The sequence below is a fragment of the Vibrio sp. 10N.247.311.14 genome (assembly GCF_041467715.1).
In the GTDB taxonomy this organism is placed as follows: domain Bacteria; phylum Pseudomonadota; class Gammaproteobacteria; order Enterobacterales; family Vibrionaceae; genus Vibrio; species Vibrio crassostreae_C.
Genome location: NZ_JBFSVE010000047.1, coordinates 8,640 through 26,852, shown reverse-complemented (window position 1 = coordinate 26,852; position 18,213 = coordinate 8,640). Strand labels below are relative to the sequence as shown.

Here is an 18,213-nt window from a genome sequence, read left to right as displayed (position 1 = left end):
ACAACCAGAAAGCTCTCATTTCAACTAGAAGCAACAGCCTCAACTGAGTACTTGGGCTGCTGACAATTTTAGGTCTTTGCCGACCAACAGATTAAACTCTACGCTTGCTGGTGGAATAAACACACACACTCGTAATTTCTCTGCTCTTGCTTGCTCAAGCTTTGTTGATAGCTCTCCGCTGTTGGCGTAGCTCTCTCTTTCTGCATCTCGGCGGCACAGGTCGATAAATTCAAATGGACAATCGCTCGGTGAAAGTACGAGCTCTGCCTCCTGCATCAAACGTAAAGCCTTCATAGACAACAGCTCGACATCTTGCTCGAATTCAATCCAAGTGACCTGCCCTTCGCTATCAATGCCTTCGGTTAGCGCTTGCTGGTAGTAAGACTCTAACTGCTCTCTGTCATTCACCTGCTCGATAAAGCTGGATGACAAGAAACGCTCCCAAAATTTACGACGCTCGTCGACGGTTGGGAATGACTCTTTGATTGAATTGCGTTTTGATGCACCGAAGTCTGCTATCAAACCTATGTTTTGTGGCAATACCGTTTCGAGTTTTTCTCTGATATTTCTTACTAAAACAGGTGATGCCCCGCCACTAGAGATGGCAATTTGGATTCTGCCGCGATTTATCATCGAAGGTGTGATGAAATCGCAGTAAGGAAGATCGTCAACCACATTGACTAAAATGCCCAGTTTTTTCGCATCATTATACACTTGGTGATTCAAGCTTGGGTTGTCTGTTGTGGCCCAAACCTGCAAGTAATTTTTCGATATGATCTGTGACGAGTAAAAGTTTTGAACCCAGTGAAGCTTGTTCTCGTCCACAAGCTGCTTTAAGTAAGGCGCTACCTTGGGAGACACCAAAGTCACATCCGCTCCCGCTCGTAGTAAGCTATCGACTTTACGGCAAGCAACCTCACCCCCACCAACCACTAAGATTGGCTTATTTTCTACATCCAAAAACATTGGGAAATAACGCATGTTCTTCCTTGAGACTACTTCAATAACTATTCAGCCATGCTACCAAATTTGGAGCATATTCATAACTATCGAAGTGTAATAAAAATATTTATTGACCAAATTTCAACATTTCTTAAGTTTAATATTTCATCATTGCGATGTGGATTCAGAATATTTATCTAGTCGATTATCAATATAAAAATCTAAATCTCGTTGCACCAACAGTGTGAACCGTTGCACTATTTACATTCACTTAACATTTGGTCATTCTAATTGTGTTCGGATTTGTGATTTCATTCAAAATTCTTTTTAAATTATACATTTGTGAAACTACGGATCCTTTCCTAACCTTATAAACAGTTGTTTAAATCGCACACAGTTTCATTTGCAAAATGCAAGTCGTTTAATTTGAACAACAAGGTCATAGAAAACGCAACACATAAGAGAAACTCAAACGAGCACGAGTATCAGGTGTCACCTGGTTAACAAGGAAGGATACAAATGACAAATAAACTAACACTTCTTGCTTCAGTAGTAGCTGCATCAACTGCGATGATGGCAACATCGGCATCAGCGGCAGAAAGCACTCTGGACAAAGTCACATCTCAAGGTTTTCTAACTTGTGGTGTAAGTACCGGTCTTCCAGGGTTCTCTAACCCTAACTCAAAAGGTGAATGGGAAGGAATTGATGTTGAGTATTGTCAAGCTCTTGCAGCGGCTGTACTCGGTGACAAGACTAAAGTTAAGTATGTACCTCTAACAGCAAAAGAGCGTTTTACTGCGCTTCAATCTGGCGAAATCGACGTACTATCTCGTAACACAACATGGACATTACATCGTGACACTGCTCTAGGTCTGAACTTCGTAGGCGTTAACTACTACGATGGTCAAGGCTTCATGGTTAAGAAAGAACTTGGCCTAACAAGTGCTCAAGAGCTTGATGGCGCTTCTGTATGTGTTCAATCAGGTACAACAACTGAACTTAACCTAGCCGATTACTTCCGTAACAGTGGCATGTCTTACAAGCCAGTGGTATTCGATACGGCAGCACAAACATCGAAAGGTTTCGACGCAGGTCGTTGTGACGTACTAACAACTGACCAATCTGGTCTATACGCACTTCGCCTAAACCTAGCTGATCCTAAATCTGCAGAAGTACTTCCTGAAATCATCTCTAAAGAGCCTCTAGGCCCTGTTGTTCGTCAGGATGATGACCAATGGTTTAACGTTGCTAAGTGGACACTTTCAGCAATGATTAACGCGGAAGAATACGGCATCTCTTCTAAAAATGCAGACGAAATGCTTAAGTCAAAAGATCCAAACATCAAACGTATTCTTGGTGTAGACGGTCCTAAAGGTAAAGGCCTTGGCATTCGCGACGACTGGGGTTACCAAGTAATTAAGCAAGTTGGTAACTACGGTGAGAGTTTTGAGCGTACTGTTGGTACAGGTTCTCCACTTCAAATCTCTCGTGGTGTAAATGCATTATGGAATGCGGGCGGCTTTATGTACGCTCCACCAATCCGTTAATAAATTTTCAAGCATCAATTAGGGCGGAGTTTTCCGCCCTATTTATTAAATGGATTTGAGGTTATAGTAGTATGAAACCTAATGAAACTATTTCTCCAGCTCAGGCAAAGCCACAGCCCAAAAGTGCCAACTTATTTTACAACCCCACTTTTCGCTCCATCATTTTCCAAATTATCGCCGTCGGGGCGCTTTGTGCTTTCTTTTACACGATTGTAAATAATGCACTCACAAACTTAGATTCCCGTGGTATCACCACTGGTTTTGATTTTCTCTCACAAGAAGCTGGTTTTGGTATCGGCTTAACACTGATTGAATACGACGAGACCTACTCATACGGTCGTACATTCTTTATCGGTCTTCTCAATACCGCTTTGGTTTCAGTACTCGGCATCATGCTAGCGACAGTGCTGGGCTTTAGTATGGGTATCGCTAGACTCTCTTCAAACTGGCTAGTTAGCCGATTTGCAGCTGTCTACATTGAGATATTCCGAAATATCCCTCTGCTATTACAAATCTTTTTCTGGTATTTCGCCGTTCTACAAGCCTTGCCTTCTGCTCGTCAAAGTATGAGTCTAGGTGAAGCAATTTTCTTGAACGTACGCGGGTTGTACTTCCCTGCTCCAGTCTTTGAGCAAGGCAGTAGCATTGTCATCGCATCATTGATTGTCGGTATTATCGCTACGTTTATTATCAACATCTGGGCTAAGAACAGACAGAAGCTGACCGGCCAACAAACACCGATGTTGCGAATTGCCGCTGCGTTGATTTTAGGCTTACCGTTGATAACTTACTTTGTTATGGGCATGCCTATCTCTGCAGATTACCCTGTGTTGAAAGGGTTTAACTTCAAGGGTGGTGTTACGATAATCCCTGAGCTTGCTGCATTGATGCTCGCTTTAAGTATCTATACAGCAGCGTTCATTGCTGAGATTGTTCGTTCAGGTATTAACGCGGTAAACCATGGGCAAACTGAGGCTGCGATGTCTCTAGGCATCCCACGTTCTAGAACTCTAAAGCTTGTCATTATTCCACAAGCATTAAGAATCATTATCCCACCACTAACCAGTCAGTATCTAAACCTGACCAAAAACTCATCACTTGCGATGGCCATTGGTTATCCTGATCTTGTCTCTGTATTTGCAGGAACAACACTTAACCAAACTGGACAAGCTATCGAAGTAATCGCGATGACAATGGGCGTCTACCTAACCTTGAGCCTATTAACGTCCGCTCTAATGAACATATACAACCGCAAAGTAGCGTTGGTGGAGAGATAAGATGAGTACACATCAATTTCAACCTGATCTTCCGCCTCCAGCGAATACCGTTGGGCCAGTCGGTTGGTTAAGAAAAAATCTATTTAATGGACCTATTAACAGCGTCGTCACTGTGATTCTTGCTTACTTTGCTTTCACCCTATTATGGGCAATAGCGGATTGGGCATTCATCAGTGCCGACTGGATAGGAACCACACGCGATGCCTGTACTAGCGAAGGCGCTTGTTGGGTTTTTATCAGCGTTCGTTGGGACCAATTCATGTATGGCTTCTACCCAGAAGCTGAACTGTGGCGACCTCGCCTCTTCTACGCAACGTTGGCCATTTTTGTAGCCTTACTGGCTTATGAAAAAACACCTAAACGTACGTGGATTTGGTTGTTCTTCGTCAACATCTACCCATTTATCATTGCCGGCTTGCTATACGGTGGCGTCTTTGGGTTAGAAGTTGTTGATACCCATAAATGGGGCGGCCTATTGGTTACACTGGTCATCGCACTTGTTGGTATTGTAGTGTCACTCCCTATTGGTGTTGCACTTGCTCTTGGGCGTCGCTCAGAGATGCCGATCATTCGCAGTATGTGTACCGTATACATCGAAATTTGGCGTGGCGTACCGCTCATTACAGTTCTATTCATGGCTTCAGTAATGCTGCCACTCTTTTTATCAGAAGGGACAGAAACCGATAAGCTCATTCGAGCACTTGTAGGGGTAGTTCTATTCAGTGCAGCCTACATGGCCGAAGTAATTCGAGGTGGTCTACAAGCAATACCAAAAGGCCAATACGAAGCAGCTGATGCTCTGGGGTTAAGCTACTGGAAAAAGACTGGGCTTATCATTCTACCTCAAGCTCTTAAAATCACGATTCCTTCAATTGTGAACACCTTCATTGGTTTGTTTAAAGATACCAGTCTTGTTTTGATTATTGGTATGTTTGATGTACTAGGAATTGGCCAAGCCGCGAATACCGACCCTGAATGGCTTGGGTATTCAACAGAAAGTTATGTATTTGTCGCGTTAGTGTTCTGGGTGTTTTGTTTTGGCATGTCGAGATATTCGATATGGCTAGAAAACAGACTTCACACCGGTCACAAACGATAATTAACAAGATCAAGGACGTATTATGACGCAGCAGACAGAAAACAACTCTCAAGGTCTTATGATCGAGTTGAAAGACATGAACAAGTGGTACGGTGAATTCCACGTACTTAAGAACATCAATTTAGAAGTTAAAAAAGGCGAGAAAATCGTTATCTGTGGCCCTTCAGGCTCTGGTAAATCAACGATGATCCGCTGCATCAACCGATTAGAAGAGCACCAAAAAGGTCATATCTTCGTTTCAGGTAATGAATTAACGGAAGACCTAAAGAACATCGAAGCCGTGCGTAGAGATGTCGGCATGTGTTTCCAACACTTCAATCTGTTTCCACATCTGACGGTATTAGAGAACTGTACTCTGGCTCCAATCTGGGTCAAAAAGATGCCAAAAGAAGAAGCCGAAGCGATTGCAATGAAGTACCTAGAGCGCGTAAAAATCCCTGAGCAAGCGGACAAGTTCCCAGGTCAGCTTTCAGGTGGTCAACAGCAGCGTGTAGCTATCGCTCGCTCTTTGTGTATGAACCCTCAAGTGATGCTGTTTGATGAGCCAACGTCGGCGCTCGATCCAGAAATGGTTCGTGAGGTGTTAGACGTAATGGTTGAGCTTGCAGAAGAAGGCATGACGATGCTTTGTGTAACGCACGAGATGGGCTTTGCTAAAGAGGTCGCGGATCGCGTTATCTTCATGGATGCCGGTGAAATCATAGAAGAGAACAACCCTGTCGATTTCTTTGAAAACCCACAATCAGACAGAACGCAGAACTTCTTAAGCCAAATCTTACACCACTAATGTGTTATGATGCATAAACTACAGAGGCGGCTTAGGTCGCCTCTTTGTTTTCAGTGTTATAATTAGTTTTTCAAGATTATAAACAGCGATTCAGTGCGATTAAAATTGAACAACGAACCTTAACTGCACTTTAAGAAATAATTTGTTACACCTTCAGAAACACTTAACCGACTATTTTGATTATTATTTTACGTATACAAGAGGAATGAGAGACTTGATTTTTCGAACTTTCACCCCCATAAATGTACTAATAACTATTGAAGTCACCTTACGAGGAAGATTATGAACAGCCCTATGTTTTCACGCACAGCATCTCAAGAAAGTGCTCTGCAAACCAATAAAGTGTTGCGTAACACCTACGCATTACTGTCTATGACACTACTTTGGTCTGCTGTTGTAGCAGGCGTATCCATGGCGATGAACCTTCCTCGCCCGGGTCTTATTATCATGCTAGTTGGCTTCTACGGCCTACTTTTCCTAACAGAAAAGAACCGTGACAACAGCATGGGTCTAGTCTTCACATTCCTATTTACAGGTTTCTTAGGCTACACCATCGGTCCAATCTTAAACATGTACGTTGGCGCAGGCATGGGTGATGTCATCCTAACTGCACTTGGCGGTACAGCACTGGCGTTTATGGGCGCATCAGCTTACGCACTAACAACTAAGCGTGACCTGTCGTTCCTTAATGGCATGCTATTAGCGGGTTTCGTAGTACTACTTGTAGGTATGGTTGCAAACATCTTCCTACAAATGCCTCTACTATCATTGGCAATGAGCGGTATGTTCATCCTGTTCTCGACTGGTGTTATCTTGCTTACAACGCAAAACATCATTCGTGGCGGTGAAACAAACTACATCTCTGCAACGATCAGCTTGTACGTATCGATCTACAACATCTTCATCAGCCTACTAAGCATCCTAGGCATCATGGGCAGCGACGACTAATCGTTCCCATCATTGAAGAATATCTAGCCCAAGAGCCTACCTCTTGGGCTTTTTTGTATCTATAAGTACGATATTTCATTGGATAGCTACAATTTCTGTTGAGAAAGACAAACTTGGTCATGTACCCTATCCGCATAGTTAATTGGATTCTGGATTAAACATGTTTGAATATAACGGCAAGCAAATCGAAACCGACGCTCAAGGCTACCTATTGGATTACACGCAATGGGAAGAAGGCATGATTGAAATTCTTGCTCAAGACGAGGCGATTGAACTTACAGATGCACACTTAGAAGTCGTACATTTTGTAAGGAGCTTTTACGAAGAGTTCAACACCTCACCAGCGGTTCGCATGCTCGTTAAAGCAATGGAAAAAGCTCACGGCCCAGAAAAAGGCAATAGTAAGTACCTTTTCAAGTTATTCAAAAAAGGCCCTGCAAAACAAGCGACCAAGCTCGCCGGTTTACCTAAACCAGCAAAGTGCTTGTAAAACCTAACCCGCTTTAGGTCATTAAGTTACGTTCAATATAAAATACTGTAGTGCTACAACTACAGTATTTTAAACGCCCCTATGCGTACGTCTTGGCGCTCACTATCTTTAACTTGATGCATCACAACGTTGTCTACTGTTGCGCTCGAAGGGCCAATATAGAGCCAAGCATGTAACTTCTCAATTTGCTGACTCTCTCCGACAACTAACACTTCAACTCGACCATCATTTAAGTTCTTTGCATAACCTGAGAGACCCATAGCTTGCGCCTGCCTACTGGTGTGGTAACGGAACCCAACACATTGAACTACGCCTGACACGACAAAAATATATTGTGAACTTTCCATAACGTTGCCTCATAAATTATATGAATGATATAGTCGAGTTTCTATTCATTCACCGCTTATTGGTGGACTTACTTCGAGTATAACGATTATGAAAGAAATCCCATTTCGTTGGATTGACAAATATCTCATTCACCTAAAAATCCAAGAAAAGTTCTATCTACTCTTCTTATTGCCTCTTCTCGCCCTGGTTATATTAACTCTCGTTTTAGATAGTGCCGCGGACTCTTTACTTGCTCACCTTTATCAAGAAGAAATGCTCTTGATGAAAGGGCTTATCGAAGCGGGTCAACTCACTAAAGATCAAGTAGCTCAGCTTGTCAGCAGCTCTGAAACCATCTCTTTAGGCTACGGTGCTGGTTCTGTTTCAGTGATGAATGGAGCGTTCAGCCTAGTTGCTAACCATGACCAAAACCTTTGGTCTGCTCTATCGTGCGTATTTCGGTGATTGCGAACGCTTGTTTCGGTTTATTCCGAACACCTGAACCAGCACTTTTTCTCTTTCCCTATTTTTACTCTAAGTGTTCGGATTGCGCCAGTTTTCTCATTGATTCTCCTCCCAGTTCTATTCGATGACTATTGTGAACTAGACGATCCATTAGAGCGTCAGCGACAGTGGCGTTGCCGATCATGTTGTACCACTCTTTTACTGGTAACTGGCTGATGACGATTGTGCTGCTGTTTTGGTAACGGTCTTCAAGCACTTCTAACAAGTGACCAGCATGCTCTTGAGTCAGTTTTTCCATCCCCCAGTCGTCGAGGAGTAGTAAGCCTTTCTTAGCCAGCGACTGAAGTTGTTTTTGATAGCTACCATCCAGACGACCTGCGGTCAGATCATCAAGCAAGCGAGTTAATCGGTAGTACCTGACGGTTTGCTGTTGGTCGCAGGCACTGGTTGCCAGAGCGCAACCAAGATAGGTTTTGCCAGTACCTGTTGGGCCTGTGATCAAGATATTCTGATGCTTATGCAGATAACTGCCTGTTAGCAGTTCGCTCATCTGTTTACGATTGAGATTTCGTCCCTCTTTGTAGATGAGTTGGCTCGGCTGGGCATCCACTCTCAGCTTTGCTTGTCGCTTCAAGCGTTGGATTTTGCTCTGATTACGGTTCAAGATTTCACTCTCCAGGAGCAAGCTTAACCGCTCCTCGAAGTCCAGCTCTGCGTAGGTGGTCAGTTGCTCTTGTTGCTGCTCTAACGCTTTCGCCGCATGGCTCAAGCGCAGGGTTTTAAGTTGGTCATTGAGTGCGTTCATATCCTTTCTCCTAGTGATAACAGTTCGGGCCACGAACATTGCTGTGAACAAGGTTCGGCGTATTCGCTTTATCTTTACTCAGTTGCCCCTCACGATTGTTCTTGAGTAGATTGTTGACGAAGGTGTAATTGGGTTTTGTCAGCATCAGTGCATCTTTACAGGCTTGCTCGAGGCGCGATTCGCCATGGGCTTTGCTCAGGTTGAGCAGCCCAAGGCAAGAACGATACGACTGCTCGGGATGAGGCTTAGAGTTCAGCATTTTATTGACGACTTCCCGTGTGGCGGGGCCGATATTGGCCCCCCAGTTGAGTAAACGTCCAGGCGACCACTTTTGATGTTGATGATTACTCGGCATGTGCTCAGGTTGAGTGCTGTTTCCGCGCTCCCTTTGGCTACGCGGGTGCTAGGCGACCAAGTTACCTTGATGGTAGATTTGCACCAGACGGTTGGAGGCTTCCAGTTCGACATGGTGGCCAACAAGCTGATGGGGAACCGAGTAGTAGTGACGGCGATATTCGATGTGATAATCAGGCCCAACCTTGGCTCGCTTGGTTTCAGTATATAGATATCGCTGCTTAGGAAGAGGCTTTAACGCGGGTTTATCGAGTTTGTCGAACAGCGCTTTGCGGCTCGCACCATAATGCTTCATCTCACGTTCGTTTAAGTCATTCATCAGCTCACGGATGGCAAGGTTCAGCTCTTTGAAGGTATAGAAGGTTTGATGGCGAAGTCGCATCATGATCCAACGTTCCACTAGGAGGACAGCATTCTCTGCCTTGGCTTTGTCTTTCGGTTTGTAGGGGCGAGCTGGCATCACGGCAGTTTGATAATGATTTGCCAGTTTTTGATAGCTTTCATTAAGCCTCGGTTCATAACGGTTAGCTTTGCTGACCGCGCTGCGTAGATTATCGGGAACCAAGAGCCGTGGGACACCACCGAAGTGTTCGAGTGCATTGGCATGCGCCTCTAACCAGTAAGGCTTACCTTGACTCGGGAAGGCTTCAACATAGGTGTAATTGGACGCTCCTAAGGTCGCCACGAACACTTCTGCTTCGCGCACTTCACCTGTATCAGGGTTGACTACTTGAAGCCTCGGCCCACAGTAATCGATAAACAGCTTATCACCTGCAACATGGAGCTGACGCATACTGCGCTTTTGGGTTTTGAACCAACGAGTGAAGTGCTCGCAGAACTGAGTGTAAGCGTAAGCTTGCTCTTGATATTGCTCGTGGTACTCCTGCCACAACAACATCTTTGTCATGCCTTTACGCTTGAGTTCGACAGCGTACTGAGCGAAGTCTGGCATAACCTTGTCTCGACTGGCTTGCTTCGAATGATATAGGGCTTTGGTAAGGTCTGTATCACTGCAATCTTCTGGGAGAGGCCAGCCTATCTGACTTTGCTTAAAGCGAGCGACAAGCTCAGAGACTGTTGCAAGGCTGACATTGAGACAACTAGCAATACTACGGTAGGACAACCCACACTCGTACTTAAGGCGTAATATCTCTTTGATTTTGTTCATTGGAGTTCTCTTTTTAGCCATTGTCGCTTCCTTACGTTCTTGTTTAAGAAGTAAAGAATAGCGAGCTATTGATTTAAAAGAGAAAAAGGAAGGATTTCGGGCATTCCGAACGCGGTTTTCGCTATTCCGAACACTGATTTCGGAGTTCGCTTAAAAGTGTTCGGATAATCGCGGAATGTGCGTTCGGATTAAACCGAAATAGGTGTTCGGGTCATACCGAAATGGCTGTTCGGAATGCTCCGAAATACGCACTATCGACGACTCAGGTTTCTATCATCGCTGTAACCCTAACGCTTATCGCACTAGGTGTTTACTACATCATGACCTTTATTGGCGGCGCGATGTTCTCTATGAACAAAGCTCTGAACACGCTTGCGAATGGCGACTTAACTTGCCGCATGAACTACTTCTTAGTTCGTGACGAGTTCAGTGAAATCGCGATTACAATCGATAAAGTTGCGGAGCGTGAACAAAACATGGTTCTATCAATCCAAGAGTCTGTCGCTCTCATGCAGCAGATCAGCTCGGACTTGAACCAGTCAACACAACAAAGTTCAGACATCTCAGGTAACCAACAAGAACACCTGAATAGCTTAGCAAGTGCAACGGAACAAATGGCGGCTACCATTCGCGAAGTCGCTACCCTTGCTCATGCGTCTAGCTCACAAACGATGGACGCTCGCGGCGTTGCTCAGAGCGGTCAAGTCAAGGTTTCAAATACACTGGAGTCTATCTCTAGCCTATCTCAAGAGATCCAGTCCGCTTCACAAGCAGTAGAAGAACTGGATGCCAACGCGGCGCAGATCGATGAAGTAGTCACAACCATCAATGGCATTTCAGAGCAGACCAATCTACTCGCATTGAACGCGGCTATCGAAGCCGCTCGTGCCGGCGAGCAGGGTCGTGGATTCGCTGTTGTTGCCGATGAAGTTCGTGCCCTTGCAGGTCGTACTCAACAAGCAACTGTTGAAATCCAAAGCATGATTGAATCATTACAACGTAACAGCCAATCACTAACCAAACTGATGGAAATAACGGTAAACAACGCTAATGAAGGCCAGACACTAATGTCAGAAGTGAATGTCGAGATCGGCTCTTTAGCAGAAAAGAATCAATCTATCTCAGACAGTAGTACTCAGATTGCTACAGCCGCGGAAGAGCAAGGTGTTGTTGCAGATAACATAGCTCAAAGTGTTGAGGAGATTCGTCATCAGTCAGATAGCATCTGTGAAATGATCAGTATGAGCAATTCCAATGTTGACCAACTTCGTAAACAAAGTGATACGATGGAAGGTTTGCTGACAGGTCTCAAAGCTTAATACTTATATCTAGCCAGTATGTGCTGATTAATCATTACTAGGGCTGCTTGTGCAGCCCTTTCTTATTTGCTTTTCAACTGTACTTCCTCGACAATACCCCTCCTTCAAATTCAACAAACAGAGTAAATTATGACTCCTTCAATTCATCTAGCTAAAGGCCGTGACAAATCACTACGCCGTAAACACCCATGGGTATTTTCACGCGGTATCGATAAAGTCGAAGGCGAGCCAAAATCAGGTGAAACTGTAGACGTATACACTCAAAATGGTCAGTGGCTTGCAAAAGCGGCTTACTCACCGGAATCTCAAATTCGAGCTCGTGTTTGGACATTTGAAAAAGAAGAAATCAATAAAGCATTCTTCGTAAAACGAATTCAAGACGCGCAATCTTTGCGTGAAGATATCATTGAACGTGATGGTCTAACTGGCTACCGCCTTACTGCAGCAGAGTCTGATGGCCTTCCCGGTATCACAATCGACAAATATCAAGATTTCCTCGTATGCCAATTACTTAGCGCCGGAGCTGAGTTTAATAAGAACATACTTGTTGAAGCTTTAATTGAATGTTTCCCTGACTGCAATATTTATGAGCGTTCTGACGTAGCAGTCCGTAAAAAAGAAGGCTTAGAACAAGTTGTTGGCGTACTTCACGGTGAAGAACCACCTAAATCAGTGGTCATTGAAGAAAACGGTGTGAAAATCAGCGTAAACATTATCGAAGGCCATAAAACGGGCTTCTATATGGACCAACGTGATAGCCGTAAAGAATCGATGAAATACGTTAAAGGCAAAGATGTCCTTAACTGTTTCTCGTACACAGGTGGTTTTGGTCTGTATGCCCTTAAAGGTGATGCTAAGCGTGTAATCAATGCAGACGTTTCTCAATTAGCTCTTGATACAGCTAAGTTCAACGCTGAGCTGAATGAGTTCGACATCTCGAAAAAGCGTGCAGTATTCCTAAACGCAGACGTATTCAAACTACTTCGCGAATACCGAGACCAAGGCACGAAGTTCGACGTAGTGATCATGGATCCACCAAAATTCGTTTCAAGTAAGAACAACCTGACATCTGGCGCGAACGGCTATAAAGACGTTAACATGCTTGCGATGCAAATACTGAAACCAGGTGGCACTCTACTCACCTACTCTTGCTCTGGCTTAATGGGCGCTGACTTATTCCAAAAAATCATTGCTGATGCGGCACTAGACGCAGGCAGAACCGTAAAATTTGTCGAGCGCTTCGAGCAAGCAGCCGATCATTTAACAGATACAGCTTATCCAGAAGGTTTCTACCTAAAAGGTTTTGCTTGTAAGGTGCTTTAATCTTAGTGCTTTAGAATCTAGCTTTTATAGCAAACAAGATCTATTAAAAAAGGGCCTTTCGGCCCTTTTTGTTATTGTTCTGGTAAATTCACGAAGAGTTGATTAACCAAGTTACTTAAGTCGCTACTAATCACGCTGCCATCGCCTTGGGCATTCACTGAGTCAAATTGATTTCCCGTATTGTCGAGTACAATTGTTTGTGTTTGACCGCTGTTGCTCGCATCTTCAGAGATAGTAATCACTAAATCCTTATCCCCGCCACCATTATCGACTTTTTCAATCGTGATATGGTCAAGTAAATCTGACATTGAATTTTCCGTTGGCAATAACTGCGATATATCTAAGTGATCTTGGCCTAAAGCAAAGTCGGTTATTGTATCAATATCGCCTTGGAACGGCTGGTCAACCCACTGGAACAAATCATCACCGCTGCCACCAGTCAAGATGTCATCACCTAACCCACCAATTAATAGATCATCACCCTCTCCACCATCAAGAAGATCATTACCATTATCTGCAACCAAGACATCATCACCACCTTCCCCATAGAGTTTGTTTGTATGGTTATCAATTACAGCAATCGCTCCACCGTTATTATCTGATTCATACGTACCATTTAATACTGAGCCATCATTCAAAACCACTTCAAAAGATGCACCTATAAAGCTACTGCCTTGATCTCTACCAAAATTGTCAGTATCGAATGTGAACCAAAACTCATCATCGCTTGTAAAATCACCATCAACAAAATTAGCAATCAGTACTGAAGAATCCGAGTCCATCGCATCCCAAATATTATCAGTTTGCTCGATGCCTTTTGACTCTGTTTGGTATAAAGGGTTTAGGCTATCACTGATATCCCAGTTAGCATTGTTGTCGATACTACTCAAGTCAATACTAATTTGCATTACGGACAAACTAGCAGCCAAGCTAGACAATACGAATCCGTATTGATTAGCGGTATTGTAAGTATCACCGGAACGAACGGTTGCAGTAACGGTTGCCAACTCAACTAATCTATCAGTCGGCTTACCTATAATAATATCATCAGCTTGTGTTCCTGATAAAACAGAACTGTCGACAAAATTCACTTCAACATCAGCGCTATCTGAAACGCCATTTCCATCAATCACATAACTGAACTCATCACCACTTTCAGCATTTTCTAAAATAACAGCTTCCTCATTTAGAGTAACTGTAGCCTCAGAGCTTTCGACACTAGAAACAATCGTATCTGAAGTTATTGCGTCTGAGTGCGTAAGATAATCAGTATCAATAGACAATGGAGAGTCACTGTTCAAATTAGTAATAATATTATTTACGTTCGCATCGACGGTCGCATAGTAATCGATATTAAGCGTTAATTTTAGAGAGTCCTGATCTCCATCCCCATCTTCAACCTGCACTTGAATAACTTCACTCTCGTTTAATACATTTCGGTCAACGACAATACTGTAATAATATTCACCGGAATCGAAATTAATCCTAAACTCCCCGCCTAACGCGGTTGAAACTGTAATTTCAGGTGAACTCACATCATACTCATAAGTGATACCGTCGATGACAATCGATGTTATTGATACACCGTCAGCTCCTTCTAAAATACCGCCTTCAGTGTCAAACAACTTAACGTCACCACTAATACTGTTGTTGTCAAAATACTCTAAAACTGTATTGGTCAAATCATCAGCATCATCAACCACAACAGCATAATTGCTATCATCATCGTCAGGATCAGGAGAATGCGCGATAGGCGTTAGCTCATCTAGTGGTGCGTTGCCGATACCTATAGCAAAAGAAATATCATAGTTTGATGATTCTAAGTAGCTATTCCAACTGTTTTGAAGAGTTGAACCCACGCTAAACCCATTATTAGGCTCACCATCTGAAATAAAGTACACAAAACTCTGATCAGAAGTTGGTAAATCACCACTGTCCATTACTTTTTCTAGTGCATCGCTATATCGTGTTCCACCGTTAGCTTGCAAGGATTCAAGATACGTAACCACCTGAGCGACATCGTCTGATAGCCAACCAGAATTGACTATATTATTACCTGAGAAAGTAACTATTTGAACATTGACATCACCGGTATCATCAACTTCGCTAACGAGAGCCGTCAAGGCTTCAATTGCCGTTTCTAGGTAGCTTTTCCCATTACCAGCTGAATAGTCCATACTACCTGACAAGTCGAGAGCAAAAGTCAAATTTGTTGTTATAGGGTCTGATGTGGTCGTTAAGTTGCGTTCAACGTCACTGACAATAGGCACATCATCAACGATATTAATATTAAGCTGCGCACTATCCGTAACACCAACGCTATTTGATATTGTGTAACTAAAACTATCTACAACATCATCACCGATTGATGTGTTAGTTAATTCATATTCAAAGTCCCCTGAACGGAAGCCATTAGAATCATCAGTATATACAGTCAACGTACCGTAAGATGTAGTAACAACCACGATTCCATTTACTGGTGCCTGACCGTTAACTGCACTAATTAACGTAGAACTACTAACGCCACTATCATTGTCAAGGATATTGCCGGTCACAATACTTGCGTCACTATTAGCATCAGTACCCGATTCAAGACCAGCTTCATATACCTCTTCGCTATTATCTTTAGCTACTGGTAATGAGTCTTGTGTAACTGTCAATTGAGCTGAAGACTCACTACCATCAGCATCAGTCAACTCGTATTGGAACGTATCTTGATTAGCCGAGCCTACGCCGTATTGAACCTCAACACTCTCTACCATAAAGTTATTGGTAGTACCTGTATAAAGCACCACAGTTTCAAAACCACTATCAGAAGCAATAGTTAAGTCGTTACTACTTATAGTACCACTATCAACTAGCGAACCCTGATTGTCGTATGCCTTCCAGAACACTTCTTCACTGTCAGCAACGCCATTCAAAGTAAAGTTAGCGACAGAAACCTCGCCGCTAAACTTAGTAACCAATGCCTCGTCATAACGTATTTGATCGCCGTTTCCTTCGGAGTTGGCGTAGTAGATACCAACCTTACTGTTGATCTCGACTACACTGGCAGAGTTACTGTTTAGGTTAGTAACATCAACTTGTTGATAATCGTTATAAGCATACAGCTCAATACCATTATTATTAAGCATGTCGTTTGTTGAAAACGACTTCACTTGACCTTCAGCTTGAGTTGATTGGTAGCTATAGCTGCCGTCTTGATTAAACGTAGCAATAGCCGTACCTGTGTCAATGACGATCTCACCGTTATTGTTCCATTCATTGTATTTCTGGCCATCGAAAGTAATACTGGTTACTTTCGTAATATCACTACCTAAGTCATCCTTACCTGAACCGTCGTTTTCACCAGAGATCAAGTTACCGAAGCCGAAACCGCCAAAGCCAACACTATCAAAGTCGTCAACTGCAGTCGGTCCACTATCCGTAACCGCGATTTCGATCTCAGTCCAATTGGAGTTTCCTTTGCCATCAGTAACTAAATAATAAATGGAATCAGTTATTGCTACGCCTTGAGTATGATCCTGGCCTTGAGGAGCTTGATAACTAAATGAACCATCATCATTTATAGTTACCGTCCCACCTAAACTTGTAAAGAACGTCGAACCTGGAGAGGATATATCAACCTCATTTGTACCAGACGAGTCACTTGCTAGCGAAAGAACAGCCAAATTCGTGTCATCGTTATCAACATCATTAACTAACAACTGATCAGGAGTAAAGGTGACTGTGCTACCTTCTTCGAGAGTTGCGGTATCTGGATTTCCGCTAGGAGCGTCATTACTACCAATAATATTAATATTTGCTGTCGCAGTATCTGTTGCGCCATGTTCATCTGTAATTGTATATGTGAAGCTCTCAGTCGTTAGTTCCCCAGCTTGCAAGTAATCATAGACGTCGTTGGTGTCATAGTCGTAAGTCCCATCGGCATAAATAGTAAGCAATGCGCCACTTGGAAGAGTAACAACTGAACCATTAGTAATCGTCTGGCCATTTACAGCGGTCAATGAAAAGGTATCATTTTGATCATCGATATCGTTTGCAAGAAGTCCTGCATTAGCGTCGGTCACAGAGACGCCGTCGTCTTCATCAGCAATGATCGCACCATCACCTAGATCTATTCCGGTAACGCTAATTGAAGATAAGACATAATCAGAAGAATCCCCAACTCGTACACCATTCGAATCTGCTTCGAAGACTAACGTATCAAATACAATATCACCGGTGTCGATGTTAAAGTCGCCCGTAGAAGCGCCAGAATCCGTTTTGAATACTCCTGAAGCGACAAGCTCTCCATTATAATATGCAGACCAAGCACCTTGTTCTCCTTCATTTTCACTACCAAAAAGTCGTGAAACGCTAAAATCGACATTATTAGCTAGCTCACTAAATTCAAATTTAATTTTTTCAGAGGTGTCAGATCCAGGATCATATTCAATCTGATCAGCAATTTGTCCGCTATCCCTAATAGAGCCTGCGACACCAATTCCAAAGCCACTTAATTCAGATATAGTCCCTGATGTCTCATTACCATCGGAGTCATAAGTGATGGCTTCAATCGAGAACAGAGGTTGGCCATCACTTCCAGTTGGAATCGTAATACCATCAGTAAAATCGGCAGAAGCAGTGTATTCCTGGCTTAACGAACCATCATCTATAGCGTCAACAGAGTTATAAGTTGGTGTATCGCTGTCAACCGCCGTCGCATTGTCGCTATCGGTCGCCGTTAGGCTCACCGCTGGCAGTGTCTCGCCTGCATTCACCGCGTCAACACCCGCTTGCGTCAGTACCACATCGGTGCCGCTGATCGCGTAGTAACCATCGGTGTTTGTGCCCGGGGTGAAGGCAACACTTGGTGTGCCGTCTTCTTCATCCGACGCCGTGAACGTCGCCACCACGGTATCTACCGCCGCGTCGTTTTCATTGAACGCTGCCTCTGCCACCACATCGATGGTTGGGCCGTCTTCCGCACCATTGATGGTGATCGTGATGGTTTCTGTATCTGCGCCATCCGCCGTCGGGATCGTGTACGTCACCGTCTCGCTTTCATTCGCATCCAGGTACTGCACCGCGTCGTTATTCACGGTGTACGTCCACGTACCATCGGCTGCGATGCTTAAGCTGCCCAGCTCGGAGCTCACGGTTGAGTTGTCCGCATCGAACACTGGCGTGCCGAACGCGCCATCGCCGTCCGCATCGGTCAGCGTCACGCTGCCCGTCGTGGTTAGGTTGCCGTCAGTCACCGCAACGTCTTCCGTCACGCTGCCTGTATCGCTGTCGCCAGTTTCTAGCGTGATTTCTGAGTCGTCTTCCGCACCATTGATGGTGATCGTGATGGTTTCTGTATCTGCGCCATCCGCC

The 18,213-nt window shown here is 43.9% G+C and carries 11 protein-coding genes and 3 pseudogenes; 9 read left to right on the top strand and 5 right to left on the bottom strand.

Translation table 11 applies throughout. From position 1 onward, the window contains the following. Positions 1–39 precede the first annotated feature (39 nt). On the bottom strand, positions 40–981 hold the full coding sequence (locus tag AB6F11_RS16390; RefSeq protein ID WP_017059700.1) for a bifunctional precorrin-2 dehydrogenase/sirohydrochlorin ferrochelatase: 942 nt from the start codon (positions 979–981) through the stop codon (positions 40–42). Positions 982–1,461: 480 nt separating this feature from the next. Here AB6F11_RS16390 and AB6F11_RS16385 point away from each other — a divergent pair, with 480 nt between their 5' ends. The 6 genes from AB6F11_RS16385 (at position 1,462) to AB6F11_RS16360 (ending at position 7,091) form a co-directional block, all read left to right on the top strand. Then, positions 1,462–2,490: an amino acid ABC transporter substrate-binding protein gene (locus AB6F11_RS16385; protein ID WP_017059701.1), complete on the top strand. Its 1,029-nt coding sequence runs from the start codon at positions 1,462–1,464 to the stop codon at positions 2,488–2,490. A gap of 71 nt (positions 2,491–2,561) precedes the next feature. After that, positions 2,562–3,767, top strand: coding sequence for an amino acid ABC transporter permease (locus AB6F11_RS16380; RefSeq protein ID WP_017063829.1), 1,206 nt, complete (start codon positions 2,562–2,564; stop codon positions 3,765–3,767). A 1-nt stretch (position 3,768) separates the two neighbouring features. Beyond that, positions 3,769–4,866: an amino acid ABC transporter permease gene (locus tag AB6F11_RS16375; protein ID WP_017059703.1), complete on the top strand. Its 1,098-nt coding sequence runs from the start codon at positions 3,769–3,771 to the stop codon at positions 4,864–4,866. A 22-nt stretch (positions 4,867–4,888) separates the two neighbouring features. Then, on the top strand, positions 4,889–5,653 hold the full coding sequence (locus AB6F11_RS16370) for an amino acid ABC transporter ATP-binding protein (protein WP_017059704.1): 765 nt from the start codon (positions 4,889–4,891) through the stop codon (positions 5,651–5,653). Between the two features lie 282 nt (positions 5,654–5,935). Next, positions 5,936–6,601, top strand: a complete 666-nt coding sequence (locus tag AB6F11_RS16365) for a Bax inhibitor-1/YccA family protein (protein WP_017057206.1) — start codon at positions 5,936–5,938, stop codon at positions 6,599–6,601. 160 nt (positions 6,602–6,761) lie between these two features. Then, positions 6,762–7,091 carry a TusE/DsrC/DsvC family sulfur relay protein gene (locus AB6F11_RS16360; RefSeq protein ID WP_017057205.1) on the top strand — a complete coding sequence of 110 codons (330 nt, stop codon included), beginning with the start codon at positions 6,762–6,764 and terminating at the stop codon, positions 7,089–7,091. Between the two features lie 59 nt (positions 7,092–7,150). Here AB6F11_RS16360 and yccX read toward each other — a convergent pair whose 3' ends face one another. Continuing rightward, entirely contained in the window at positions 7,151–7,438 is a 288-nt protein-coding gene (yccX, locus tag AB6F11_RS16355; RefSeq protein WP_017059706.1) for an acylphosphatase, read from the bottom strand. Positions 7,439–7,526: 88 nt separating this feature from the next. Between yccX and AB6F11_RS16350 the strand changes: the two are divergent. Next, positions 7,527–7,868, top strand: a pseudogene (locus AB6F11_RS16350) (methyl-accepting chemotaxis protein); the annotation flags it as partial. A 79-nt stretch (positions 7,869–7,947) separates the two neighbouring features. Here AB6F11_RS16350 and istB read toward each other — a convergent pair. After that, the gene (gene istB / locus AB6F11_RS16345; RefSeq protein ID WP_102394661.1) at positions 7,948–8,688 is read right to left on the bottom strand and encodes an IS21-like element ISVch3 family helper ATPase IstB; all 741 of its coding nucleotides are present in this window, start codon (positions 8,686–8,688) and stop codon (positions 7,948–7,950) included. Positions 8,689–8,698: 10 nt separating this feature from the next. After that, positions 8,699–10,231 (bottom strand): annotated as a pseudogene (gene istA, locus AB6F11_RS16340) (IS21 family transposase). A 227-nt stretch (positions 10,232–10,458) separates the two neighbouring features. On the opposite strand from istA, the pseudogene AB6F11_RS16335 reads away from it, so the two are divergent. Both AB6F11_RS16335 and AB6F11_RS16330 read left to right on the top strand, forming a co-directional pair. Next, positions 10,459–11,529: pseudogene (locus tag AB6F11_RS16335) on the top strand (methyl-accepting chemotaxis protein); the annotation flags it as partial. 129 nt (positions 11,530–11,658) lie between these two features. Next, positions 11,659–12,852, top strand: coding sequence for a class I SAM-dependent methyltransferase (locus AB6F11_RS16330; protein WP_010440717.1), 1,194 nt, complete (start codon positions 11,659–11,661; stop codon positions 12,850–12,852). 71 nt (positions 12,853–12,923) lie between these two features. On the opposite strand, the gene AB6F11_RS16325 is transcribed toward AB6F11_RS16330, so the two are convergent. Beyond that, entirely contained in the window at positions 12,924–18,095 is a 5,172-nt protein-coding gene (locus AB6F11_RS16325) for a beta strand repeat-containing protein (RefSeq protein ID WP_372130630.1), read from the bottom strand. Positions 18,096–18,213 lie beyond the last annotated feature (118 nt).

Excerpts from the sequence above, each read along its gene's own strand:
- AB6F11_RS16390 (WP_017059700.1), bottom strand. The coding sequence starts at position 981 with ATGCGTTATTTCCCAATGTTTTTGGATGTAGAAAATAAGCCAATCTTA.
- AB6F11_RS16385 (WP_017059701.1), top strand. The coding sequence starts at position 1,462 with ATGACAAATAAACTAACACTTCTTGCTTCAGTAGTAGCTGCATCAACT.
- AB6F11_RS16380 (WP_017063829.1), top strand. The coding sequence starts at position 2,562 with ATGAAACCTAATGAAACTATTTCTCCAGCTCAGGCAAAGCCACAGCCC.
- AB6F11_RS16375 (WP_017059703.1), top strand. The coding sequence starts at position 3,769 with ATGAGTACACATCAATTTCAACCTGATCTTCCGCCTCCAGCGAATACC.
- AB6F11_RS16370 (WP_017059704.1), top strand. The coding sequence starts at position 4,889 with ATGACGCAGCAGACAGAAAACAACTCTCAAGGTCTTATGATCGAGTTG.
- AB6F11_RS16365 (WP_017057206.1), top strand. The coding sequence starts at position 5,936 with ATGAACAGCCCTATGTTTTCACGCACAGCATCTCAAGAAAGTGCTCTG.
- AB6F11_RS16360 (WP_017057205.1), top strand. The coding sequence starts at position 6,762 with ATGTTTGAATATAACGGCAAGCAAATCGAAACCGACGCTCAAGGCTAC.
- yccX (WP_017059706.1), bottom strand. The coding sequence starts at position 7,438 with ATGGAAAGTTCACAATATATTTTTGTCGTGTCAGGCGTAGTTCAATGT.
- istB (WP_102394661.1), bottom strand. The coding sequence starts at position 8,688 with ATGAACGCACTCAATGACCAACTTAAAACCCTGCGCTTGAGCCATGCG.
- AB6F11_RS16330 (WP_010440717.1), top strand. The coding sequence starts at position 11,659 with ATGACTCCTTCAATTCATCTAGCTAAAGGCCGTGACAAATCACTACGC.